The organism is Cobetia sp. AM6 (assembly GCF_009617955.1).
In the GTDB taxonomy this organism is placed as follows: domain Bacteria; phylum Pseudomonadota; class Gammaproteobacteria; order Pseudomonadales; family Halomonadaceae; genus Cobetia; species Cobetia amphilecti.
The window spans coordinates 2766960-2790683 of sequence record NZ_AP021868.1 but is presented as its reverse complement, the minus strand read 5'-3'; the positions used below and the strand labels follow the sequence as shown (position 1 = coordinate 2790683).

The 23724-nt window shown below is 62.6% G+C and carries 16 protein-coding genes; 15 read left to right on the top strand and 1 reads right to left on the bottom strand.

Features of this window, described 5'->3' with window-relative positions; translation table 11 throughout:
- Position 1: 1 nt before the first annotated feature.
- The 5 genes from CLAM6_RS11710 to glmS all read left to right on the top strand — a co-directional run bounded on the left by CLAM6_RS11710 (position 2) and on the right by glmS (position 7153).
- Entirely contained in the window at positions 2-1276 is a 1275-nt protein-coding gene (locus tag CLAM6_RS11710; RefSeq protein WP_159055859.1) for a glycosyltransferase, read from the top strand.
- Complete coding sequence (locus tag CLAM6_RS11705) at positions 1269-2024, top strand: glycosyltransferase family 2 protein (RefSeq protein ID WP_043334128.1); 756 nt, start codon at positions 1269-1271, stop codon at positions 2022-2024. Before CLAM6_RS11710 ends, CLAM6_RS11705 begins: the two co-directional genes overlap by 8 nt.
- Positions 2008-2958: a glycosyltransferase family A protein gene (locus CLAM6_RS11700; protein WP_153636202.1), complete on the top strand. Its 951-nt coding sequence runs from the start codon at positions 2008-2010 to the stop codon at positions 2956-2958. Before CLAM6_RS11705 ends, CLAM6_RS11700 begins: the two co-directional genes overlap by 17 nt.
- 682 nt (positions 2959-3640) lie before the next feature.
- Positions 3641-4987 (top strand): UDP-glucose dehydrogenase family protein, encoded by a 1347-nt coding sequence (locus CLAM6_RS11695; RefSeq protein ID WP_153636201.1) that lies wholly within the window; start codon positions 3641-3643, stop codon positions 4985-4987.
- A 207-nt stretch (positions 4988-5194) separates the two neighbouring features.
- Entirely contained in the window at positions 5195-7153 is a 1959-nt protein-coding gene (gene glmS / locus CLAM6_RS11690; protein ID WP_153636200.1) for a glutamine--fructose-6-phosphate transaminase (isomerizing), read from the top strand.
- A gap of 439 nt (positions 7154-7592) precedes the next feature.
- Here glmS and CLAM6_RS11685 read toward each other — a convergent pair whose 3' ends face one another.
- On the bottom strand, positions 7593-8354 hold the full coding sequence (locus tag CLAM6_RS11685) for a sulfite exporter TauE/SafE family protein (protein WP_153636199.1): 762 nt from the start codon (positions 8352-8354) through the stop codon (positions 7593-7595).
- Positions 8355-9053: 699 nt separating this feature from the next.
- On the opposite strand from CLAM6_RS11685, the gene CLAM6_RS11680 reads away from it, so the two are divergent.
- The 10 genes from CLAM6_RS11680 (at position 9054) to CLAM6_RS11635 (ending at position 23685) form a co-directional block, all read left to right on the top strand.
- The gene (locus CLAM6_RS11680; protein WP_107336366.1) at positions 9054-10106 is read left to right on the top strand and encodes a glycosyltransferase family 2 protein; all 1053 of its coding nucleotides are present in this window, start codon (positions 9054-9056) and stop codon (positions 10104-10106) included.
- The gene (locus tag CLAM6_RS11675; RefSeq protein ID WP_153636198.1) at positions 10103-11284 is read left to right on the top strand and encodes a glycosyltransferase family 4 protein; all 1182 of its coding nucleotides are present in this window, start codon (positions 10103-10105) and stop codon (positions 11282-11284) included. Before CLAM6_RS11680 ends, CLAM6_RS11675 begins: the two co-directional genes overlap by 4 nt.
- 119 nt (positions 11285-11403) lie before the next feature.
- Complete coding sequence (locus tag CLAM6_RS11670) at positions 11404-12513, top strand: glycosyltransferase family 4 protein (RefSeq protein WP_242007822.1); 1110 nt, start codon at positions 11404-11406, stop codon at positions 12511-12513.
- Between the two features lie 1636 nt (positions 12514-14149).
- The gene (locus CLAM6_RS11665) at positions 14150-15268 is read left to right on the top strand and encodes a polysaccharide export protein (protein ID WP_054556249.1); all 1119 of its coding nucleotides are present in this window, start codon (positions 14150-14152) and stop codon (positions 15266-15268) included.
- 90 nt (positions 15269-15358) lie between these two features.
- A complete protein-coding gene (locus CLAM6_RS11660; RefSeq protein WP_153636196.1) occupies positions 15359-17578 on the top strand; it encodes a polysaccharide biosynthesis tyrosine autokinase in 2220 nt (739 codons plus the stop codon).
- A gap of 55 nt (positions 17579-17633) precedes the next feature.
- On the top strand, positions 17634-18944 hold the full coding sequence (locus CLAM6_RS11655) for an exopolysaccharide biosynthesis polyprenyl glycosylphosphotransferase (RefSeq protein WP_225996327.1): 1311 nt from the start codon (positions 17634-17636) through the stop codon (positions 18942-18944).
- Positions 18945-19122: 178 nt separating this feature from the next.
- Positions 19123-20265, top strand: coding sequence for a DegT/DnrJ/EryC1/StrS family aminotransferase (locus CLAM6_RS11650; protein WP_054556247.1), 1143 nt, complete (start codon positions 19123-19125; stop codon positions 20263-20265).
- Positions 20266-20267: 2 nt separating this feature from the next.
- A complete protein-coding gene (locus CLAM6_RS11645; protein ID WP_153636195.1) occupies positions 20268-21107 on the top strand; it encodes a WbqC family protein in 840 nt (279 codons plus the stop codon).
- Positions 21098-22567, top strand: a complete 1470-nt coding sequence (locus CLAM6_RS11640) for a lipopolysaccharide biosynthesis protein (protein WP_153636194.1) — start codon at positions 21098-21100, stop codon at positions 22565-22567. Before CLAM6_RS11645 ends, CLAM6_RS11640 begins: the two co-directional genes overlap by 10 nt.
- Positions 22561-23685, top strand: coding sequence for a glycosyltransferase family 2 protein (locus tag CLAM6_RS11635; protein ID WP_107336372.1), 1125 nt, complete (start codon positions 22561-22563; stop codon positions 23683-23685). Before CLAM6_RS11640 ends, CLAM6_RS11635 begins: the two co-directional genes overlap by 7 nt.
- Positions 23686-23724: the final 39 nt, after the last annotated feature.

Here is a 23724-nt window from a genome sequence, read left to right as displayed (position 1 = left end):
TATGGCACATGTCGCTCTGTTGATTCAGGACATCAGTGCCTGTGGTGGCGTCGAGAAGGTGATGCATGGTCTGGCGCGGGACCTGAGCGCCAGCCATCGGGTCACGCTGGTCTCGGTGCGCGAAGGCGAGCCCTACTGGGGGCGTCTGGAGGGTGTCGAATATCGCACCCTCGGGCTGCCCGCCACCGGCACGCGCCAGAACTTCCGCCATTGGGTGACGCACCTGCGTCGCCTGATGCTGGAGGAGCGGATCGAGGTAATGGTCAGCGGCTACTTTGCCTTCCATCTGGCGGCGCAGCTGGCGGCACGCGGCACCGGTGGCGTCGATGGCGAGGGGCGCCCGCGTCCGCGCACGCGCATCATCGCCCAGGAGCACAGCGCCTATCACCACGACCGCCGTGCCAAGCGCATCGTCAAGCAGCTGGCCTATCGCCACCTCGACGTGCTGCAGGTGCTCAATGAGGTCGATGCCGAATGCTGGCGTCGCCGCGGCCTCACGCCGACGGTGATTCCCAATTATCTGGATGACCAGCGGGCGGACGAGGCACGCAGCGGCTGCGAGCATCAGGTCGATGTGGTGATGGTCGGGCGTCTGGCGCCGATCAAGCGCCTCGATCTGGCGATTCGTGCCTTCGCGGATTCCGGCTACCGTCGCGGTCGCCTGGTGGTGGTCGGTGACGGCCCGGAGCGTGAACGCCTGCTGGCGCTGTGCAACGAACTGGGCCTGCGCGTCTTCCAAGGCGCCAACGACAGCACGGTGCCTGCCGGCACTCAGGTACTGTTCACCGGCGCGCTCAGGGACGTCTCCCACGAGCTGCGGCGTGCACGCCTGTTGCTGCTGACCTCGGAGCGCGAATGCCTGCCGATGAACGTGATCGAGGCCAAGCGTGAGGGGCTGCCGTGTCTGTCGCGCCCGGTGCGTTCCGGCCCGCTGGCGCTGATCGAGCATGGCCGCGACGGGATGCTCAGCGCGGAACCGGATGGCAGTGAAGATGCCGCCATCATCGCGGAGCTGGCCCACGAGCTGGCGCGCCTCGAGTTCGATGACGAGCTTCTGCTGCGTCTCTCAAGCGGTGCCTGGCAGAGCTTTGATCGCTACAGCGCACACGCGGTGCTGCCGCAATATCAGCGTCTGATCTCGCGTCTCGCGCCGCCGACGCCCGGCGATGCGGCGACTACCGAGCAGGCGCGTCAGGACTCATCCGCAGACACGCGCCCAGACACACACTCGCGTCGCGTTCAGCGACAGCCGCTTGAGGAGAAGGCCCATGGCTGATGTCTCCGTCATCATGCCCAACTACGGCTATGACCGCCGCCTGCACGCCGCCGTCGACTCGGTACTGGCCCAGAGCGAGCCGGTACGCGAGATCCTGATCAGCGACGATGCCTCACCGGATGGTGCCGCCAGTCGTCTGCGTGACGACTTCGCGGCGCTGGACACCGCTGGCGTCGAGATCCGCGTGCTGGAAACCGATACCAACGGTGGCCCGGGCCGGGCACGCAACCGTGCCATCGCCGAGGCCAAGGGCCGCTACATCGCCTTTCTGGATGCCGACGATGCCTGGCTGCCCGAGAAGATCGAACGTCAGATCGCCTTCATGCAGGACACCGGCGCCGGGCTTTCCTACACCGGCTACGAGATGGTCGATGAGCAGGGCGAGCACGTCTCGTACTTCGCGCCGCCCGAGCGCCTGACGCGTGACGACATGCTGCGCTCCAACTCCATCGGCTGTCTGACCGCCATCTATGACGCCGGTCGCTACGGGCGCTTCTACATGCCGACGATCCGCAAGCGTCAGGACCTGGCGCTGTGGCTGATCATCATCGGTCAGCTGGGCCCGGCGCAGGGCATGCCGGAACCGCTGGCGCGCTATACGCGTCGCGAGAGCAGCGTGTCGTCCAACAAGTTCAAGGCCGCCGCCTATCAGTGGCGTCTGTATCGTGAGGTGCTGGGGATGGATGTGATCAGCGCCAGTCGCAACTTTGTCCATTACGCGGTGAACGGTTATGCAAAACATCGTTGAACAGGATGTCGCGGCGTCCGCGACACCTTCCACCGAGTCCACGGCGGCTTCCCGCCACGCCGATGCAAGCGCGCAGCCGACCCTCGATTCGCGCCCGCGCGTGCTGGTCGGGGCACGCCAGGTGGATGACAGCGCGCGTCGTCAGGTGCCGGAGCTGACCTTCCTGATCTCGACCCTGGATGACGGCCTCTACAGCGTGCCGCGCCATGATGCGCTGCCCGGCGCGCGCTTCTTGATCGTGCATCAGCTGTCAGCCCCCGCGAGCCGCGAGCAATATCGCGAATACGCGCTGGCCAATTTCGATAGCCGTTTCGAGTACCTGGCGATCGACGGGCGGGGTCTGTCGAAGAGTCGCAACACGGCGCTGGCCGCCTGTGCCACGCGCTACGCCTATGTGCTGGATGACGACATCGAGCTGCATCCCCAGGCTGTCGCGCTGGTGATGGAAGCCTTTACCTGCACCGAAGCGGCCGCGATCAGCTTCCCCCACGTCAAGGCCTTCCCGCTGCATGAGCGAGACCCGGATCGGCCCGCGCCGCCAGTGTCCTTCAAGACCCACAGCCTGATGTCACTGGCGCGCGTGCGCTCGGTCGACATGGCGCTGGATCTCTGCCAGTTCCATGCACGCTTCGATGAGCAGTTCGGCCTGGGCACCGATCAACCCTCCGGCGAGGAGTTCATCGTGCTGAGCGATGCGCGTCGTCAGGGCGCGCGTTTGATGCGTGCCAATCTGGGCATCGTCGCCCATGCGGGGGTCACCTCCGGCAGCGATTTCTACAGCACGCCGGCCAAGGCGCGTACCAAGGGGCGCATGTTTGCCCGTGCCACCGGCAGTCGTTTCTCGCCGTTGTCATTGGCCTTTTTCCTGCGCAAGGCGCCGGTCGCCATGAAGCATGGCCATCTGGCGACGTTCGCGAAGCATTACTTTCGCTGATGGCTGCCGCGCCGCTGATGGCTCTCATTGGCTGATGGCTCTGATTTGATGATGACTCTAGCGCGAAGGCATGGCCGCCCATGAGGTGGCCATTGCCGCCCGGGTAGTCAATTGATCAAGCGGCATATCAGAGAAGTTGCGACAGGCAGGATCAGAAAGATAAGTCACAAGTTATATAGGGTCATGTTTTGGATCATATTGCGCCCGACAGGATGACTTTTCACGAAGTTGCTTTATAACAGAGCCACACTTCGGGCAGCGATGATTGCCCGTCACTGACTCAAGCGGCGCGTCTTTTTCCTGCGAGCTACCTGCAGTCTACCTGCAATCACCTGCGAGCCTTCTGGCCCGCGGGTTGGGTAACCTCGCGCCGCTGTCACGAAATATCGCTGTTCAATGGGGGTTGATCCTCTTGCACAGGACATTGTCGGCATTTCATTTTCGGCCAATGAAGGCGGGAAATTCCGCCTGCGAAGACATCTCTTGAGAGAGATTCGAGGCAGTCTCGAGGGAGTCTTGAGGGAGTCTTGAGGGAGCAGGACTTTACGGCGAAATGCCCTGGAGTCCGCCTCGATTGCCGCTGAAAAGCCGTCAGATGTGCACAGGATTCAGCCGTCATTGCCTCGTTTCACTTTGAGTATCACGACACGATCTGGCGACAAGGCCAGCAAGGATGACATCAATGAAGATCACGATTTTTGGAAGCGGTTATGTCGGTCTGGTCACGGGTACCTGCCTGGCCGACGTCGGCCACGACGTAGTGTGCATGGATGTGGACGCCGCCAAGATCGAGGGTCTCAAGCAGGGCGAGATTCCCATCTATGAGCCGGGCCTGGAAGGCATGTTGCTGCGCAACGTGGAAGCCGGTCGCCTGAGCTTCACCACCGACGCGCGTGAAGCCGTCGAGCATGGCGTGCTGCAGTTCATCGCCGTGGGCACGCCGCCGGATGAAGACGGCAGCGCCGACCTCAAGTACGTGCTGTCCGTCGCCACCACCATCGGCGAGCACATGAATGACTACAAGGTCATCATCGACAAGTCCACCGTGCCGGTGGGCACGGCAGACCGCGTCAAGGCGCGGGTCAAGGACGTGCTCAAGGACCGTGGTGCAAGCGTCGATTTCGATGTCTGCTCCAACCCGGAATTCCTCAAGGAAGGCGCGGCGCTGGACGACTTCACGCGTGGCGCGCGCATCGTGGTCGGCACCGATTCCGAAGCGGTGCGTGAGCGCATGCGCGAATGCTACGCCCCCTACAACCGCAATCATGAAAAGCTGATGTTCATGGATGTGCGTGCCGCCGAGCTGACCAAGTACGCCGCCAACGCCATGCTGGCGACCAAGATCAGCTTCATGAACGAGATCTCCAACCTGGCCGAGCGCCTGGGCGCGGACATCGAGGAAGTGCGTCGCGGCATCGGCAGTGATCCGCGTATCGGCTACCACTTCATCTATCCGGGCTGTGGTTATGGTGGCTCCTGCTTCCCGAAGGATGTCCAGGCGCTGGCACGTACTGCCAGCCAGATCGGCTATGAAGCCGAGCTGCTGACCGCCGTGGAATCCGTCAACAAGCGCCAGAAGGTCACGCTGTTCGACAAGCTGTCACGCGCCTTCGATGGCGACCTCAAGGGCAAGACCATCGCCGTCTGGGGTCTGGCCTTCAAGCCCAATACCGATGACATGCGCGATGCGCCGAGCCGCACGCTGATGGAAGCGCTGTGGGCCGCTGGCGCGACCGTGCAGGCCTATGACCCGGAAGCCATGAAGGAATGCCGCCGCATCTACGGCGAGCGCGATGAGCTGGTGCTGGTCGCGGACCGTCAGCAGGCGGTCAAGGGTGCCGATGCGCTGGTGATCTGCACCGAGTGGAAGGAATTCCGCACCCTGGATGGCGAGTGGCTGAAGTCCCAGCTCGGCTTCCCGGTGGTGGTCGATGGCCGCAACCTGTTCGAGCCCGCCGCCATGAAGGCCGCTGGCCTGATGTACTACGCGGTCGGCCGCGGTGACACCCTGCTGCTGAATCAGGCTTGAGCTTGCCGCTTGGCATCACAGCCCGGGCATCAGTGCTCAAACGTCAGTGCTCAAGCGTCAATGCTCAGCCATCAAGGCTCAAGCAGGCATTGAACGTCGCTGAAAGATTCAGCACGCGTACCTGATCTGCGTACGCACTCCCTGAAAGACATCCATTCAGTCGTGCCACGCTCCCCATGAGGGTGGCACGCAGTAGAGGAATTTCTCATGTGTGGCATCGTTGCCGGTCTGGCTCAGCGTGATATCAGCAAGATTCTGATCGAGGGGCTGCATCGCCTCGAATACCGCGGGTATGACTCCGCTGGCGTGGCGGTCATCGACCCTGCCGGAGAACTGCGCCGTGCGCGTGCCGTGGGCAAGGTGCGTGCGCTGGAAGACGAGCTGCGTGAGGCGCCGCTGTCCGGCGCCATCGGCGTGGCGCACACCCGCTGGGCGACCCACGGGCGTCCTGCCCAGCACAATGCGCACCCGCATCTTTCCAGTGAGCGGGTCGCCGTGGTGCACAACGGCATCATCGAGAACCACGAAGCGCTGCGCGGCGAGCTGGAAGGCGCCGGTTATGTCTTCACTTCCGAGACCGACACCGAGGTGGTCGCGCACCTGGTCGATCGCGAACTGTGCAGCGGTCTGGCACTGCCGGAAGCCGTCAACGCGGTCACCGCGCGTCTCGATGGCGCCTTCGCGCTGGCGGTGATGGAGCAGCGCAACCCCGAACTGCTGGTCGGTGCCCGTCAGGGCAGCCCGCTGGTGGTCGGTGTGGGGATCGATGAGCACTTCATCGCCTCCGATCCGCTGGCGCTGCTGCCGGTCACCGATCGCTTCATCTATCTCGATGAAGGTGACATGGTCGCCATCACGCCGGCGGGTATCCAGGTGCTGGAACGTACCGGCGACCGCGATGAGCTGACGCCGGTTACGCGTGAAGTGGTGCGTTACGAACACAGTGTCGAAGCCGCCGGCAAGGGCGAGTATCGCCACTTCATGATGAAGGAGATCATGGAGCAGCCGCGTGTGCTGTCGCGCACGTTGGCCGAGCGACTGGACCCGCAGGGCGTGCGTCTGGAGGCCTTCGATGTCTCGCGCCACTCCTTCCTCGCCGCCAGCGCTGGCAGCGAGAAAGGCAGCGAGAGCGGCAAGCAGGTCGTGGATGTGGCACGCCTGACACAGCTGTTCGCCGATGTGCGACAGGTACAGATCATCGCCTGTGGCACCAGCTATCACGCCGGCATGGTGGCGCGTTACTGGCTGGAAGAGGTCGCGGGCATTCCGGCTCAGGTCGAGGTGGCCTCGGAATTCCGTTATCGCGAGCGCGTCGCGGCGCCGGGGACACTGTTCCTGACCCTGTCCCAGTCCGGCGAGACCGCCGATACGCTGGCGGCGCTGCGCGACATCCAGAAGCTCAACCGTGAAGGCCCGCAGGCCGGGCACTATCTGGCAAGCCTTGCCATCTGCAACGTGGCGGGCAGCTCGCTGGTGCGTGAATCCGACCTGTCACTGCTGACCCATGCCGGGCCGGAAATCGGGGTTGCCTCCACCAAGGCCTTCACCACCCAGCTGGTAGCGCTGATGCTGACCACCCTGGCGCTGCGTCAGGCCAAGGGCGATGGTCAGACGGATGACCTGCTGAGCCGTCAGCTGCTGATGCGCCTCAAGGACCTGCCGCATGTGATCGAGCAATCCCTGGCGCTGGATGGGGAAATCGCGCAGCTGGCGGAGAAGTTCATGCATCGTCACCACACCCTGTTCCTCGGCCGTGGCAGCCAGTATCCCATCGCCATGGAAGGGGCGCTCAAGCTCAAGGAAATCTCCTACATCCACGCCGAAGCCTACGCGGCAGGTGAGCTCAAGCACGGCCCGCTGGCGTTGATTGACGAAGACATGCCGGTGGTCGCGGTCGCGCCGATGGATGACCTGATGGAGAAGCTGAAGTCCAACTTGCAGGAAGTTCGCGCCCGCGGCGGTCAGCTGTTCGTGTTCGCGGACCCGGAAGTCAGCCTCAAGGCCGGTGAAGGTGTTCACGTCGTCACCGTGCCAGGCGTCTGTCGCTTCCTCGCGCCGATCGTCTACGCGGTGCCGCTGCAGCTGCTCTCCTATCACGTCGCCGTGCTCAAGGGCACCGACGTCGATCAGCCGCGCAACCTCGCCAAGAGTGTCACGGTAGAGTGATCGACTGCGCTTGAGGCCATGAAGCAAACAAAAGGGACTGCCCATGGGCAGTCCCTTTCTTGTTGCAGGCTCTATCGAGGGCTTTTGTCGATGAGTCAGCCTCGCGCAACGCCTGCGCGCTTCACATGAGCCAGCAGACGCTGCCAGCAGCGAATCACCAGTGACTGGCGATGCGTGTCAGCGCCTGGCTCACACTCGTCATCAGAGTCTTCATCAGTCTCTTCATCAATGGATGGGCCGGAATGGCGAATGCAGAAACGCTCCCCCGACGGTGCCATCATCCAGCGTGAGCTGCCCGCAGGGAGGCATCCCGCCTGCACGTCCTCATCGAGCTTTCTGCCCGCCGCCTTGATGGCGTCAATCGTGCTCTCCGACAACTCGATGAAGCCTTCATCGCTCGCTGAATCAGCCGCGTCATGGGCTGGTGGGGGCTGAGTCATCAGATCAGGCCCTTGATGATCAGATTGACGCTCGAGACCAGCAGAATGGCATAGGCGACCTGACGCAGACGATTGTCACTCAAGGGCGGCGGGAAGCGACGCGCCAGCTCGGTGAAGAGCATCACGACGAGGGCGCCCGACAGCCCCACGAGCAGCAGCTGGGGCAGGGTGTCGCCGATACGCCCCGGGGCCGCGATGCTGAGGCCCATGCGCACGATGCCAGTGACGATGAAGACACCGAACAGCGTGCAGCGAATGGCGATCAGGGTCATCGGCTGACGATAGAGCACGACCACCAGAGGCGGGCCATTGGCCGCGAACAGCCCCCCCATCAGGCCTGACAGCACACCCGCGGTATGAAAGTGCCAGCGTGGCGATGTCGTGGCACGCGGGCCCGGTTGAGCCAGCAGGGCGAGACAGGCGATCAGAATGACGATGCCCAGCAACATGCCCAACAGTGGGGCTCTTTCACTGCCCAGCCAGACCGCCAGGAAATAGCCCACCGGCAACATTGGCAGGCTGGTGACCAGCAGGCGGCGCGCCAGGCGCGGATGGATCTCTCGCCAGTGCCCGCGCATGGCCATCCCGTTGTTGAACAGGCCCAGCAGAGTGCACAGCAATGCGGCGCTCTCGATGGGCAGCACATCGAGGGTCGCCAGCAGACCCATCACGATCAATCCGAAGGCGAAACCGGTCAGGGTCTGGATATAGCTGGCGAGTGCCAGACTCATCATGATGGCGACAAGTTGCCAAGGCTCCATGAAGTCTCCGTGTGCAAGGGGGGATAGAACAGAAAGGGCAGGGCGGCGCTGGCTTCAACATGCGCGACGCCTGGCGCTGTCAGGCAAGGGAGCTTGAGAGCGGGCGCCGTGGGCGTGCGGGGAGGCCGACCAATGTCTGCCATCATAGCCTGCATCGCGCTCTGGCAGTATGACACTCGCGCAAAGTGCTCACGTTGATGTGCGTCACATAAGGCCGCGGGCATGACGGCTTTGATCGTGCTGGCTCAATTGGCTCAGTGGGCGGGGCGTATTTCAGTAGTCACTGATTCTCAGTATCTGGCATGAGTTGCCGGAGGATTGGCGCATAAACGCTCATGATTTCGGCTTTTGGCGACAGCGCAGCTTGTTTGGGCTGGGGGGGATTATTAGTCTGTGGTCAACGGCGGGGCAGGAAGTGTCGCCATTTGCTGCCACTTTCTGCCACTTTCTGCCACTACCTTTCTCACGAGCGGACATCCCTCCAGTGTCCACTCCTCAGGGTGACGTCGTTCACCTGTCATCTTCAGTCCAGGATCAGCTCCTGTCGGATGAACGGGGCTCAAGCACTAAAATCCAAGAAATTGCGAATAAAAGTCAGTCGCAAGAACTGACCCACTCTTCAGTGCAGTGTGTGCTCTGCTTCGAGGGCGCTGGTCGGCTGTGCTGGTCAATGACAGTGAACAATAAAGAAGGCAGGGCATGGAACGCTATACAGGGAAGTCGCCTTACTTTTCCATCGTGACGCCAAATCACAATTCAGGGGATGGTCTTGCGCGCTGCATCAACAGCTTGCGTGACAACCAGGCATCCTATGAACACATCATCATTGATGATTGCTCGACGGATGATGGATTCCTGTGGGCTGAGCGACAGGCGCAGCAGCAAATGGAGCAGCAATCCTCAGTGTCCACGCCGCCCGGCGAGACGCCTGACATCCCCGGGCGGCTGGTTCTGCGCCGCAATCCTCACAACATGGGGCCGGGTGGCACGCGCAATCATGGTCTGAGCCTGGTCAGCGGCCGCTATGTGCTGTTCTGTGACGCTGATGATCATTTCGCGCCTGGCGCGCTGGATATTCTGCAGGCCCGCATCGAGGCGTTCGACTCGCCCGAGGCGGTGGTCTTCCGCTACTGCCTGCAAGGCCCCAAGGGCGATCACGACAGCCTGGCATTCTGCCAGCAGGCCGAGGAGCGCCCGCTGGCCCGGGCCTTTCGTGACTTCATGCATGACACCATCGTGTCGTCTCCCTGGGGCAAGGCGATCCGCGCCGACCTGGCCTGCTCGCTGAGCTTTCCTGACCTGCCCGTATCGCAGGATGGCCTCTATAACCTGGATCTGTTCGGACGTGCAGAGCGCGTGCTGTATCTGCCCGAGGTGCTGTATTACTTCGACAAGCGCAGTGACGGCTCTCTGACGCGCAAGCCGTTCAGCAACCAGGAGTTGGACAAGTTCCACCGCAGCTGGCGGGTCTTCGCGGAGCATTATCGCGAGCATTTCGCCGCGACGCACGGCATGGCCCTGCTGGAAATCCGCGGCCTGCGGTTCGTCGGCGTCAGCTTCATCATGCGCCAGGCGATCAACAAGACGGCGGATGATTCGCGGGTGCGCAAGGTCGTGCTCGATCAGGTGCGACAAGCGTCCTGGTCATCTCTGCGCCAGCTCTCGCTGAAGGAGCAGGCGCTGTTGATGAGCTATGCAGTGAGCCCGGCATTGTCCCGGCAACTTGTCCGCCGGAGCCAATACGCCTCATGAGCACTCATAAACATATCCTGTTCTATACCGGTGCCCAGTCACGCACCGGCGGCACCGAACGTGCCTGCGCCGATACCGCCAACATGCTGGCCGCCAGTGGCGATTATCAGGTCGAGATCCTCAGCGAATATGGCCCGGCGGAGAGTCCCTATCCGCTGCATGACGATATCGTGCACGAATCACTCTATCCCGAGCGCTCGCATCTGGGCGCCGTGCGCGGCCTGTGGCTGTTCCTGCGCCTGCTGTGGGTGGTGCTGCGCAAGCGCCCGGATGTGGTGGTGGTGGTCGAGAGCATCGGCTTCCTGCCCTTCCTGCTGCCGACGCTGCTCTGTCGCCGCACGCGCTACCTGTGCTGGGAGCACTTCAATGCCACCTCGGATCTCGGCGTTGCTCGCCGTGATACGGCGCGGCGTCTGGCGGCGCATCGCGCCGACCGCATCGTGGTGCTGTCGCATGAAGACCGCCAGTACTGGGAGCAGCTGCATCCAGCCGCACGCGAGCGACTCAGCGTGGTGCCCAACCTCAATCCGCTTGAGCATGTCGTCGCCGAGCGTCAGGCGCTTCAGAGTCGTGAGAGCAGTGCTGAGCAGGTGGTGGACTTGCGAGACGCCAGGTCGCCCAGGGTGGCGGTGGCCGTCGGCCGCCTCGAGCCGCAGAAGGGCTTCGATCTGCTGCTTGAGGCCTGGGCGGCGTTGCCTGAGGCGACCCGTGATGGCTGGGTCTTGCGCATCGTCGGCGAGGGCGCAGAGCGTGGCGCCCTGATGGCGCAGGCCGAGCGCCTGAAGATTACCCATCAGCTGCAGATGCCGGGCCAATGCCGGGACATCCGGCGCGAATACGCCGCGGCGGACCTGTTCGTACTCTCGTCGCGCTTCGAGGGCTTTGGCCTGGTGCTGGTCGAGGCGCTGAGCTGTGGCGTGCCCTGTGTCAGCTTCGCGTGTCCGGCCGGGCCGGGCGAGATCATCAAGCATGGCGTCAATGGCTATCTGGTCGCGCAGGGTGATGTGGAGGCCATGACTCGTCAGCTTGATGAGGTGCTGGGAGATGAGGCGGTGCTCGACAGGTTGCGCGCCAATGTGGATTACGGCCTGGACCGCTTCTCGCGCAATACCGTCGAGGCCAGCTGGCGCACGATGCTTGAGGGCCTGGAGGCCCCGGCGCTGTTGAAGGTGATCTGATCGGCATGTCGACCGCCTGGATGAGGGCGGTAGGCAAGACAGCCAGTGGACAGACAAGTGAGGGCAGCCGCCCTCACTTTTTTCATGAACGACAGCAGGAGGCTATCGCCGTGAGAATCATGCATGTCATCTCGACTCCCGCCTCTGGCGGCGCCGAGGTCTACGTCAAGGACCTGAGTCTGGCGATGGTGGCCGCTGGCCACAGTGTGCATATCACCTTTCTGGAAACCGCCGCGGAATGTGGCCGTGACCTCGAATACGAGCATCGCTTTCTGAGCCAGCTGAGTGCCGGCAATGTCAGCTACTCGTTTCTGGGCATCGAGACACGCCGTCGCCCGTGGCGAGGCGTGACGAGGCTGCGCAGGGAAGTGACGCGCTTCGCGCCGGATGTGGTGCACTGCCACCTGTATTACGCACTGATGTTCGCCTTTGGATTGCCGCGTCAGTTGCCGGTGATGATGACGGTGCACAGCATCGAACTGGGCGCGCCGGCCTGGATGTTCCGGCTGTTTGATCGTCGCGTGACGGCCTACGTCGGTATCTGTCGCGCCTGCACCGACAAGCTGGCGCCGATTGCGGCGCGTCCGGTGGTACAGATCGACAACGCCGTCTCCGGCGCGCGTCTCAAGGCCAGTGGTTGGCGCGAGGCGAATCAGCAGGCCCCGGTGCAGCTGGCGGCGATCGGACGTCTGACCGATGCCAAGCAATACCCCCTGATGCTGGAAAGCTGCGCCAGACTCAAGGCGCAGGGCCTGGCGTTCACGCTCAGGATCGCCGGGGAGGGCCCGCACAAGGCACAGCTGATGGCGCAGATCGAGGCGCTCGGGCTCGATGATGAGGTCAGCTTGCTGGGCAATATATCGGATGTGGCGGGGCTGCTGGCCAGCGCCGATGCCTTCATCATGTCATCCGCCTGGGAAGGGCTGCCGATCTCGCTGCTGGAGGCGACGCTCAGTGGCCTGCCGGTGCTGGTCACCGATGTCGGCGGCTGTGCCGAGGTGGTGCATCGGGTCGGCAACGGCCTGGTGGTTGATCAGCACACGCCTGAGCGCTACGCCGAGGCGTTGGGGCGACTGGTGGGGGATGCTGAATTGCGGCGTGCCTTCGCCCGCAACGCGCGCCGTTACGGGGCCAGTTACCACATCGATACCGCCCTGAGCGGGCATCTGGCGCTGTATGGCAGCCACCAACCGGCGCAGGACACCTCGGGGCTGGAGGTGACGCCCTGAGTGTCCGCAGCGGACACCCAAGTGACGGAAGGGCATGTTCAGGAAAGGCATGTTCAGGAAAGCCGGCCACGTTGCGTCGCTCATGATCGCTATTGGAAAGGCCAGGGGGGCGTCGCTGACACCCCCTGGCCTTTTCGTCTTTGGGGCGTGCCCAGGCGTGGTCGAGGCATCTGCGCAATATCTGCTAAACGTTTGCGGGGCGTATCCAGGGATCTGCGGAGCGTATGCGGGGCCCGTGCAAAGTGCAGTTGGGATTTCTCATTCTGCAAAGATGAGTCAGATGATGAGTTGTTGCTAAATTAAAGTAGTTTTATTTCGCAATATGCATTAGATGCGCTAAGGGTAATCTGTCGTCTGTCGGGTACCTGACTGCCAATGATGAGGATTAGGGGAAACAGCTTAAAGTTACCACCGCCAGTACAATCGTCTCGACGACCCGACAATTCCTTGCTGTTGAAGTCAATTGATTTATTATCAGCCCTGTTGAAGAGGGGACAGTAATGTCGCTTATTGGCGAATCAGACGTCGCCGGTAAAGCGCCAGGTTCTCTTCGCTGCGACGTGCATCATGTCAAGGCCTACCGAGGTCGTCGGGTAGGGCTGAGGCATGCAGACAGCATGCGCAGGAGTCGAGCGACACAAGCGCGATACAAGCACGAGACAAGAGCAGGCCGGGCCTCGCAGATGGGCAGTCAGGCGGATAGAGGTACCGCTCCAGCGGGCGACACCGGGTACGGCGAAATGCCTCATGAGAAGGCATCAAGTCCCGGGGTCGAGTCTGGGGTCGGGGTCATTGCCGCTGGGCGGTCAGTCAGACCCGAGCTTGCCACAGACGTACAGGATAGTGCGTCAGCTCAGGCAGAGAATGTCAGTAACACATTGTATTAAATGGATTTGATATATTGGACGTGATTGATGAAGCCGTCGGTGCCTTACGCGCCAGCGGCCGTGTCCCTTGCCTTGCGGGGCATTGGGCGGTCGCCTCATTCGAGGTCGCGCTACCTGCCAGGTCGGGCAGATGGCGCAGGCGCATCCGGGCGATCGAACGTTGCACCTCAATCATCGCACCTCTCCATGGAATGCATGCGGGCATGAATTCTCATCCCGTTCTGACGCTGCCGTGCCAGCTGACTCGCCCACGAGATCGACAGATCTCGCCTGCTTGAAGGGGCGGCACAAACCTTCCGTCGACAGTAGCTCCTGACAGGTTCAAGCAACGAGTCGCTTGAACGGAAATGTCAATAAAAGTGCAAGAAAGAAGTAATCAGTAATGTTGGTGCGATCAATCTTATAAGTATCGGTTAATCAAATGAGCCATGTTGTCTTGATTGATGAGAAAGTCGATCAATGCAATATGTTTCATGTGTTAGGTGCCTGGTAGTGAATTACTAAAATACTAATAAACGTTCCATTTCGGAGTTCGGTCATGGGCATGTGTCATGGACACATGCCTGACGTGTGTCCGGGGATATCGCAGGGGTATCGAAGGGCAGGCGTGACCACTCCATGACAGATGACATGTACGCCAACAGGGCGCCGCTATCGGCAGCAGGGGAGAACGCCAGTTCCTCGGGGCGGTAGCGTGCCGAAACAGCGCCTGGCGGTAGCGGTCAGGATCACAGGGGAAGAGACAGGATATGGATATACCGGTCAGAACGACGCTCCGGGCGTTCTCATTTGCCGCCGTGGTATTGGCGATGAGCGGGTGTGCCTTCGCGCCCGGTGGGCACATGGATTATGAAGCCGAGGTCGCGCCGCTGACCGACCAGGTGGAAGTCACGCCGATCACCCCCGGGCTGATCTCCAACTATCGCGCACGCCCCGCCCAGACCGCTCCCGCGCCGCCTGAGCTGGTCGATGACATCAAGCAGTACGTCTACCGCGTGGGCGGCGGCGACATCCTGGCCATCAACCTGAGCACGCCGCTGGACCTGGCTCAGGAAAGCGGTGTGCAGCGTCAGACGGTCGAGGCACTGACCTACATCGTCCAGCCGGATGGCACGCTGTTCTACCCCTATGTCGGGCGCATCAACATTCGCGACATGACAGTGGATGAGGTGCGCGCCGCGCTGGTCGCGGGGCTGTCCCGTTACATCACCGAGCCGCAGGTCAATGTCTCGGTGGCGCAGTTCCGCTCCAAACGCGTCTATCTGAGTGGCGCCGTGACCGAACCCGGCTTCGTGCCGGTCACGGATGTTCCGCTGACCCTGATCGATGCCATCAGTGCCAGCGGCGGGGTCACCGCACTGGCCAATACCCACAACATCACGCTGACGCGCGACGGCCAGCAGGAGCACCTGAGTCTCTATCAGCTGCTGCAGCAGGGCGACATGCGTCAGAACCGTCTGCTCAAGGATGGCGACGTGATCAATGTGCCGGTGGCGGAAGACCAGAACGTCTTCGTGCTCGGTCAGGTACTCAAGCCCGGCAACATGCCGGTGGGCAATGAACGTTTGAGCCTCACCGATGCGCTGTCGCGGGCCGGCGGGGTCGATGAGGACCGCGCCAATCCGTCAGGCGTCTTCGTGGTGCGTGAAAATTCGCCGGAGTCCGACAAGCTGGCCACGGTCTTCATTCTCGATATCTCGGATGCGACCTCGCTGATGCTGGGCGCGCGCTTCCCGCTGCAACCGCGTGATGTGGTCTACGTGACCGCCGCGCCGGTCAGCCGCTGGAACCGTGTGCTGAGCCAGCTGCTGCCGTCCGTGACCAGTACCGGGGCCTTCGTCTCGGTCATCGATGACATCGAGGATTGAGGTCATGTCCCACTCCCGCATGGCAGGTCGCGTCGCGACCTGCCGTATCACCTGCCTGCCGGGCCTGAATCGTTTACTCAAGGCGGCGTCATGAATCAGTACACCTCTCCCATGCCATCCTCTTCTGCACAGCCAGGCAAGGACACCACGCGCCGACTCGATTTCAGCACCATTCTCGCCTTGCTCTGGCATCGACGCTGGTGGCTGATCGGCAGCACGCTGCTGTTCACCCTCCTGGGCATCTATCTCGTCGGTAGCCAGCAACGCATCTACCTGGCCGATTCCCTGATCCAGATCGAGGACAAGGGCGGCAGCGCCAGCCTGCTGGGGCCGCTGGCCGGTCAGGCGACCGGCAGCGATGAGAGCAGCACCAGCGATGAGCTGGAAATTCTCGCCTCACGACTGGTGCTGGGCCAGGCCGTGGATCGCGAGCGCCTCAATATCGTGGTCTCTCCGGTGCGTTACCCGGTCATCGGTGACTGGCTCTCCAACCGCCATCTGCGCCTGCCGGCAAGCCTGGGCGGGCAGGACTACGCCTGGGGCGATGACACCCTCAAGGTCACCACGCTCGAGCTCGGCGGCCCGTGGCAACAGCAGACGCTGACCCTCGAGGCCCTGGGCGATGAGCGCTACCGCCTGCTGGATGCCGAGGGGCAGGCGATCGTCGATGGCAAGGTGGGCGAGAACGCGCTGGCGGAGGGCATCAAGGTCTTCGTGCGCGAGTTGTCAGCCGAACCCGGTGCACGTTTCACGCTGACCAGCATCTCGGACCTGAGCGCCATCAACTCGCTCAAGTCACGCTTCACCGCCGTGCGCAATGGCACCGACACCGGGGTGGTCACGCTGAGCCTGTCCGGCAGTGACCAGACCGCCATCGTCAACACCCTGGACACCATCACCAATGTCTTCCTGCAGCAGAACATCGAGCGGGAATCCGCCGAGGCGGACAATCAGCTCGGCTTTCTGGGCGACCAGATCCCGACGCTGCGTGGCCAGCTCGATGAGGCGGAATCGGCACTCAACGACTATCGCCGCCGTCGCGACTCGGTCGATCTGACCGCCGAGAGCCAGCAGGTGATGGAGAATCTCGTCGGGCTGGACAATCAGCTGACCGAGATCAAGCTGCGCCTGGCCGAGCTGTCCCGAGCCTACACCAGCGAGCACCCGGCCTATCGGGCGCTGGTGGCACGTCGTGATTCGCTCAATCAGGAGAAGGCGCGCGTGCAGAAGCAGGCCGAGCAACTGCCGGCCGCCCAGCGCGAGGCGCTCAACCTGAACCGCAATGTCACCGTCAGCCAGGAAATCTATGTCGCGCTGCTCAACAAGCGCGAGGAAGTGCGCCTCAAGAAGGCCGGCACCGTCGGCAATGTGCGCATCCTGGACCCCGCGGTGCTGCAGCCAGTGCCCATCTCGCCGAAGACGTCCCTGATGCTGGCCGTGTTCTGCATGATCGGCCTGATGCTGGGCACGCTGGCCGCGCTGCTGCGTCATGCGATGCGCAAGGGCATCGACACCGCCGAGCAGATCGAGGCGCTGGACCTGCCTGTCTACGCGACGGTGCCGCTGTCGCCGCAGCAGCACAACATGATGCGCCGCGTGCGCCTCAAGGGCGAGAAGGGCGGCCGCGAGATCTATCAGGGGGTGCTGGCCACCTCCCAACCGTCGGACATCAGTATCGAGGCCCTGCGCAGCCTGCGTACCAGCCTGCACTTCGCCCTGCTCGACAATCGCCGCAAGTCGGTGATGTTCACCGGGCCGAGTCCGGGCATCGGCAAGAGCTTCGTCAGCCTCAATCTGGCGGCGGTGAGTGCCGAGGCCGGTCAGCGCGTGCTGCTGATCGATGCCGACATGCGCCGCGGCCACCTGCATCACGCCTTCCAGCGTACCTCCGAGCAGGGCGGTCTGTCGGATGTGCTCAGCGGTGCCAGTCCGCTGGACAGCGTGCTGTATCACTCGCGCATCGACAATCTTGATTTCCTGGGCCGTGGCGTCGCGCCGCCCAACCCGTCGGAGCTGTTGATGCAGCCCAATTTCGCCGAGCTGCTGGAGCAACTCGGTGAGCGTTACGACCTGATCATCATCGACACGCCGCCGGTACTGGCCGTGACCGAAGCGCTGATCATCGGTCGTCACGTCGGCGCCAGTCTGATGGTGGCGCGCTTTGGCATGAACCAGGTGCGCGAACTCGAGCATGCACGCAAGAAACTCGAGAACAATGGCATTCACGTCAAGGGCGCCATCCTGAATGCCATCGAACCGCAAGCTGGCGACAAGCATGGCTACGGTTATTACAACTACAGCTACGCCTGACATCGTCTCGCTTGGCAGCTCTCATGACGCTTGAATCACGGAGGAGGTAAGCACGATGAGCGGTATACCCTTGTCGATGGAGCACCAGCGGCGTTACTCGCATCACTACGAGCGCTTGCTGGCCAGCAAGCGATTGCAGCTTATCTTCGGGATGCTGGTGGTGGTCATCGCGCCGGCACTGTACCAGGCAGGGTTGAACCAGCTGATGCAGGGTGACACCCACTGGTGGCTGACCAGCGATGATCAGTGGCATGCCCTGTTGGGCACCGGCGTGGCGTACACCCTGTCGGTGACGGCGGTCAATCGCCTGTCCCGCCTGCCGGGCACGCGCTCCTACCTCTATGTCGTGCCGGCGATCGTCATCTCCTATCTGACCTTGATGATGGTGCTGGGCGTGCTGGGGCTTGAGTATTCGCGTCACCAGGTCGGCCTGTCCTTCCTGCTCGCGGTGAGCCTGTGCACGGCCTACTACTACATCGACACCCGACTGCGCCGGATGCGCTTCGCGGTGGTGCCCTACGGCAAGGCACCGAGTCTGTGTACTCGCCCGGGCGTCGAGTGGCTGTCGTTGCGCGGGCCTGATCTGGTCGGCCTGCCACGTATCGACGGCGTGGTGGCGGACCTGCGCGGTGAGCTGCCCAGCGAGTGGGAGAGTTTCCTGGCCGACTGCACCATCCACCGTATTCCGGTCTATCACGCCACCCATGCCCACGAGATGATCACCGGTCGCGTGCTGCTGGATCACCTCTACGCCAACGAGTTCGGCTCGCTGACGCCGCGGGAAGACTATGAGGTCATCAAGCGCTGGATGGACTTCACCGTCGCCGCGCTCATGCTGCCGCTGCTGGCGCCGGTCATGTTGCTGACGGCGCTGGCGATCCGCCTCGACAGTCCCGGGCCGGTGATCTTCCGCCAGCCGCGCATGGGCTTTCATTGCCGCCCCTTCACCGTCTACAAGTTCCGCAGCATGTATGACGGCATGAAGGGCGCGGGCTTCACCCAGGAAGGCAGTGATCCGCGCATCACGCGAGTCGGGCGCTTCATCCGCAAGTGCCGTCTCGATGAGCTGCCCCAGCTGTTCAATGTGCTCAAGGGCGACATGAGCCTGATCGGCCCGCGCCCCGAGTCGATGAATCTGGCCGACTGGTATCGCAAGGACGTGCCGTTCTTCCACTACCGGCATGTCGTGCGCCCGGGCATCACCGGCTGGGCGCAGGTCGAGCAGGGTTACGCCGCTGAAGTGGAAGGCATGATCCGCAAGCTGGAATACGACTTCTTCTACATCAAGCACTTTTCCTTCTGGCTCGATCTGCTGGTGGTGATCCGCACCATCAAGATCGTGATCAGCGGCAACGGCTCGCGCTGAGCGGGCCTGCACTATCTGTAGACGTCTGTAGACGAGTGTCTCCGCAGGCGAGTGTGCGGCACTTCTCTGAAACGTGTAGCGAGTCGCTGTCAGAGGAACCCGGCAGCGAACGCGCTGCACCGGCACTCGTCTGCTGTCAGAGCCAACCTTCATCTGATGTACGAAAGGAGTCGATATCATGATTACGGTGACGCGTCCCTACTTCCCGGAGCGGGAGAATTTCGACCGCTATGTGGATTCCATCTTCGAGGGACGCTGGTTGACCAACCACGGCCCGCTCGAGCAGGAGCTCACTCGACGTCTGGAAACCTACCTGGGCGTCGAGAACCTGCTGCTGGTCAGCAATGGCACCCTGGCGCTGCAGATCGCCTATCGCGCGCTGGGCATCGCCCAGATGCCGGGCCAGTACGAATCGGCGGAGGTCATCACCACGCCCTTCACCTTCATCGCCACCGCCAGCAGCCTGAAGTGGGAGGGCATGCAGCCGGTCTTCACGGATATCGACCCCGACACCCTTTGTCTGGACCCGGCGCGCATCGAGTCGGCCATCACGCCACGCACCCGTGCCATCGTGCCGGTGCACGTGTTCGGCAATGCCTGTGATGTCGAGGCCATCGATGCGCTGGGCGAGGCGCATGATCTGAAGGTCATCTATGACGGTGCCCACGCCTTCGGCGTGACCTATCGCGGCAACAGCCTGCTGTCACATGGCGATGCCAGCACCCTGAGCTTCCACGCCACCAAGCTGTTCCACAGCATCGAAGGCGGCGCGATCATCTTCAAGCGCAAGGAAGACCTGGAACGCGCCCGCAAGTTGATCAACTTCGGCATCACCGGCCCGGAGTGCATCGAGGAACTGGGCATCAACGCCAAGATGAACGAATTCCAGGCGGCGATGGGGCTGTGCGTGCTGGATGAGATCGAAGGCAATCTGGAGAGCCGGGCGCTGGTCTGGCATGCCTATGCCCAGGCGCTGCGCGGCAATGTCCAGCTGCAGACCCGCCAGACCGGCGCCAGCCTGAATTACGCCTACTTCCCGATCATTCTCGAAAGCGAAAGCATGCTGCTCGAGGTGATGCAGCGTCTGCAGCAGGAAGGCTATCTGGCACGACGTTACTTCTGCCCGTCGCTGGAATCGCTGTCCTTCCTCGGGCGGCCCGCCGCCGAATTGCAGGACGAGGATGTCATCACCCCGCAGATCGTGCATTCCACCGATATCGCCAGTCGTATCCTGTGTCTGCCGCTCTACTCGGGGCTTGAGGTCAGCGAGATCCTCGGGGCGGTGCGCATCATCGTCAATCGCCACGTCAAGGCCGCCTGATCATGAACATCGCGATCATGCAGCCCTATCTGTTCCCGCATATCGGCTATTTCCAGCTGATGCATGCCTGTGACGAGTTTCTTGTCTATGACGATGTCGCCTTCATTCCGCGTGGCTATATCCATCGCAACAATGTGCTGCTGGGCGGCAAGGCGCATCGCTTCACGCTGTCGGTGCCCAAGGCGTCGCCCAACCGCTTGATCAGCGAACTCGTCTTCGGCCCGACACCGGACAGCCTGCTGACCACGCTGCATCACGCCTATGCCAAGGCACCGTATTACGCACAGGTCATGCCGCTGCTGCAGGCGGTGTTCCAGCATGAAGACCGCCGCATCGGGGCGCTGTGCAAGTACAGCTTCGAGCGGGTGTGTGACTACCTGGGGCTGGAGTGTCGCTTTCTGCTCACCAGTGAGCTTGAGCACGACCGCAGTCTCAAGGCCCAGGACCGTCTGATCGAGATGTCGCTGATGCGCGGGGCCGAGGGTTACATCAACAGCATCGGCGGCCGCAAGCTCTATCAGGCGGCGCCCTTTGCGGCCAATGGCATCAGGCTGTCATTCCTCGCCAGCCAGCCGAGTGACTACTGCCAGACACCGCTTGATTCGCGTCGCTCGGGGCGTCAGGCGGAGTTCGTCGCCGGCCTGTCGATCATCGATGTGCTGATGTGGTGCTCACCGGGCGAGGTGCGCGACAGACTCGCCGAGTACCAGCTGCTGCCGGAAGACCTGGAGCTGCTGCGCGCCGCGGGCAATGTTGCGGGTGATACGGCGTCTGTGCCGGGGCCGCTGGCGCGCGATGTCTCCGCCCACTCGCAACAGGGGGGCCACGCCTCGTGTCACTGAGCAACAAGACCGCCATCGGCATTCTGTGGAATTTCTCCGATCAGCTGTTGCGGCGTGGCATGGCCAGTCTGGTCACGCTGCTGCTGGCGCGGCTGCTGGTGCCGGAAGATTTCGGGTTGCTGGCGATGGTGCTGGTCTTTCTGACCATCGCCTCGGCCATGATGGATTCCGGTCTTCAGCAGGCCATTCTGCGCATGCCGACCCTAGGGCCGCGTGATGCCAGCACCGCCTTCTTCAGCAATATCGCCTTCGGGGTGCTGGCCTACGGCCTGCTGTATGCAAGCGCCCCCCTGATCGCCGACTTCTATGCCGAGCCACGTCTGATCGTGCTGGTGCGTATCGGCGGCATCGTGGTGCTGATCAACTCCTTCGAGGTCATTCAGGGCGCGATGCTCAACCGTGCGCTGGATTTTCGCACGCGCATGAAGGCTGGCATTCCCGGCAGCGTGGTGTCGGGCGGGGTGGCAGTGCTGCTGGGCTGGCTGGGCTTCGGGGTCTGGGCACTGGTGGGGCAGATGTTGACGGCGGCGCTGGTCACTACCGCCCTGATGTGGTGGTGGGGAAGCTGGCGGCCGCGGCTGGAATTCGACGTGGTGTCGTTCAAGGCGATGTTCCGCTTCGGCTACAAGATGTTCCTGTCACGCATGCTGGATGTGCTGTTCGTCAATCTCTATGTGCTGCTGATCGCCAAGCTGTTCTCCGCTTCGGTGGCGGGGCTGTTCTTCTTCGCCGAGCGTCTCAAGGAGCTGGTGATCAATCAGCTGGTGACGGCGGTGCAGAACGTGACCTTCCCGGCGCTGGCGAGCATCCAGGCGGATCCCGTACGCCTCAAGAGTGCCTATCGTCAGATCCTGCAGGTCATGGTCTATCTGCTGTTCCCGGCGATGCTGTTGCTGGCGGCGCTGGCCGAGCCGCTGTTCCTGACGCTGTTGCCCGAGCGGTGGCTGGCGGCGGTGCCTTATCTGCAGCTGATGTGCATCGCGGCCGTCATGTATCCCCTGAGCACGCTCAATCTCAATGTGCTCAAGGTCAAGGGGCGCTCGGACCTGTTCCTCGGGCTCGAGATCGTCAAGAAGGTATTGATCTGTGCGGTGCTGGCGGTGACCTGGCGCCATGGCGTGATGGCGATCCTGATCGGGCAGATCGTGGTGGCGGTGGTGTCCTACATCCCCAATGCCTGGTTCTCGCGGGAGTTGATCAACTACAGCATCCGCGAGCAGCTGGCCGACTTCCTGCCGGCTCTGCTGCTGGCCAGTGCGGTGGCGGGCACGACCTGGTGGGCCGTGCCTGCGCTGTTGGCCATCTGGCCGGCGCCGGTGGTGCTGGTGGTATCAGGCCTGCTGGCAGGGGCGGCCTATCTGTTGCTGTCCTGCTGGCTGCGCTTCGCGGCCTGGCAGTACGGCGCCGGCTGGATCCAGGAGCGTCTTTCACAACGGAAAGTGGGGAATACTGCATGTTAGAACTGAGTTATGCCCGGGCACTCGCGACGCCCCTCATGGATGGCACTCCGCAGTCAGGCCCCTTGCCTGTGCCGCCGGCGCCCGCCGAGGAAGCCGCCATCATGGCCGAGTGGGAGGGTGATCTCAGCGCCCCACGCGTCTCGGTGATGTGCTTCGCCTTCAATCATGGCGACTACATTCGCATGGCACTGGATGGCTTTCTGATGCAGCGCACGCGTTTTCCGTTCGAGATCGTCGTGCATGATGATGTCTCGACGGATGGCACGCGGGAAATCATCGAGGAATATGCGGCCCGTTACCCGAACATCGTGCGGCCGATCCTGCAGGACGTGAACCAGTACTCGCAACATATCTGGCCGATCACCTTCTGCATGCCGGTGATGCGTGGCGACATCATTGCCTATTGCGAAGGCGATGATTACTGGATCAAACCCGACAAGCTGGCCCGTCAGGTCGCCTTGTTCGACGCCTATCCCGAGGCGACGGTCTGCTTCCACCCGGCGCTGGAATTCAATGAAGCCACCGGCGAGCATTCGCTCATCTGCCGCTATGCCGATAGCGTGAAGAAGATCTCTGCCGAGGCGGTGATCGGGCTGCGCGGTGCCTCCATTCCGTCACCGGCCTTCAGCTTCCGACGCGTCGATGCCACCGTCGACGCGATGATGGCGTCCTATCGCGGCGCCCCGATCATGGACTTCTTCCTGCAGTCCTACATGGCACTGCAAGGCGAGACTCTCTATTACGAAGATGCTGCCTGTGTCTATCGCCGCAATGCCAAGGGTTCCTGGACATCGCAGCAGCAGGAAAGCGAGGCCGAACAGCGCTATCAGCGCGACATGATCTCGGCCATCGACGTCTTTCATGCCAATACCCGGCATATGCCGCATTCCGACAGCCTGTATATCCCGCTCTATCACTACTTCAAGCAGTACGTGATGGCGCCCGCGAGCCCCATGCAGCGCCTGGCCAACTTCCGCCAGGGGGTCGCGCTGCTCTCGCACATGGACCGCAGTCGGCTGCTGCGCCTCGTACGTCAGGATGTGATGACCAGGTTGATAGGCACTCGTCGCCGTCGTGTGACATCCGACAGCGCAGTGCAGAAGCGTAAAAGCGCCTGAATGCCCCCGGTTATCGGGGGGATGAGGGCGAGAAGAGCG

Excerpts from the sequence above, each read along its gene's own strand:
- CLAM6_RS11660 (WP_153636196.1), top strand. The coding sequence starts at position 15,359 with ATGAATCAGTACACCTCTCCCATGCCATCCTCTTCTGCACAGCCAGGC.
- CLAM6_RS11685 (WP_153636199.1), bottom strand. The coding sequence starts at position 8,354 with ATGGAGCCTTGGCAACTTGTCGCCATCATGATGAGTCTGGCACTCGCC.
- CLAM6_RS11670 (WP_242007822.1), top strand. The coding sequence starts at position 11,404 with ATGCATGTCATCTCGACTCCCGCCTCTGGCGGCGCCGAGGTCTACGTC.
- CLAM6_RS11650 (WP_054556247.1), top strand. The coding sequence starts at position 19,123 with ATGATTACGGTGACGCGTCCCTACTTCCCGGAGCGGGAGAATTTCGAC.
- glmS (WP_153636200.1), top strand. The coding sequence starts at position 5,195 with ATGTGTGGCATCGTTGCCGGTCTGGCTCAGCGTGATATCAGCAAGATT.
- CLAM6_RS11635 (WP_107336372.1), top strand. The coding sequence starts at position 22,561 with ATGTTAGAACTGAGTTATGCCCGGGCACTCGCGACGCCCCTCATGGAT.
- CLAM6_RS11655 (WP_225996327.1), top strand. The coding sequence starts at position 17,634 with ATGAGCGGTATACCCTTGTCGATGGAGCACCAGCGGCGTTACTCGCAT.
- CLAM6_RS11675 (WP_153636198.1), top strand. The coding sequence starts at position 10,103 with ATGAGCACTCATAAACATATCCTGTTCTATACCGGTGCCCAGTCACGC.
- CLAM6_RS11700 (WP_153636202.1), top strand. The coding sequence starts at position 2,008 with ATGCAAAACATCGTTGAACAGGATGTCGCGGCGTCCGCGACACCTTCC.
- CLAM6_RS11665 (WP_054556249.1), top strand. The coding sequence starts at position 14,150 with ATGGATATACCGGTCAGAACGACGCTCCGGGCGTTCTCATTTGCCGCC.
- CLAM6_RS11645 (WP_153636195.1), top strand. The coding sequence starts at position 20,268 with ATGAACATCGCGATCATGCAGCCCTATCTGTTCCCGCATATCGGCTAT.
- CLAM6_RS11680 (WP_107336366.1), top strand. The coding sequence starts at position 9,054 with ATGGAACGCTATACAGGGAAGTCGCCTTACTTTTCCATCGTGACGCCA.
- CLAM6_RS11710 (WP_159055859.1), top strand. The coding sequence starts at position 2 with ATGGCACATGTCGCTCTGTTGATTCAGGACATCAGTGCCTGTGGTGGC.
- CLAM6_RS11705 (WP_043334128.1), top strand. The coding sequence starts at position 1,269 with ATGGCTGATGTCTCCGTCATCATGCCCAACTACGGCTATGACCGCCGC.
- CLAM6_RS11695 (WP_153636201.1), top strand. The coding sequence starts at position 3,641 with ATGAAGATCACGATTTTTGGAAGCGGTTATGTCGGTCTGGTCACGGGT.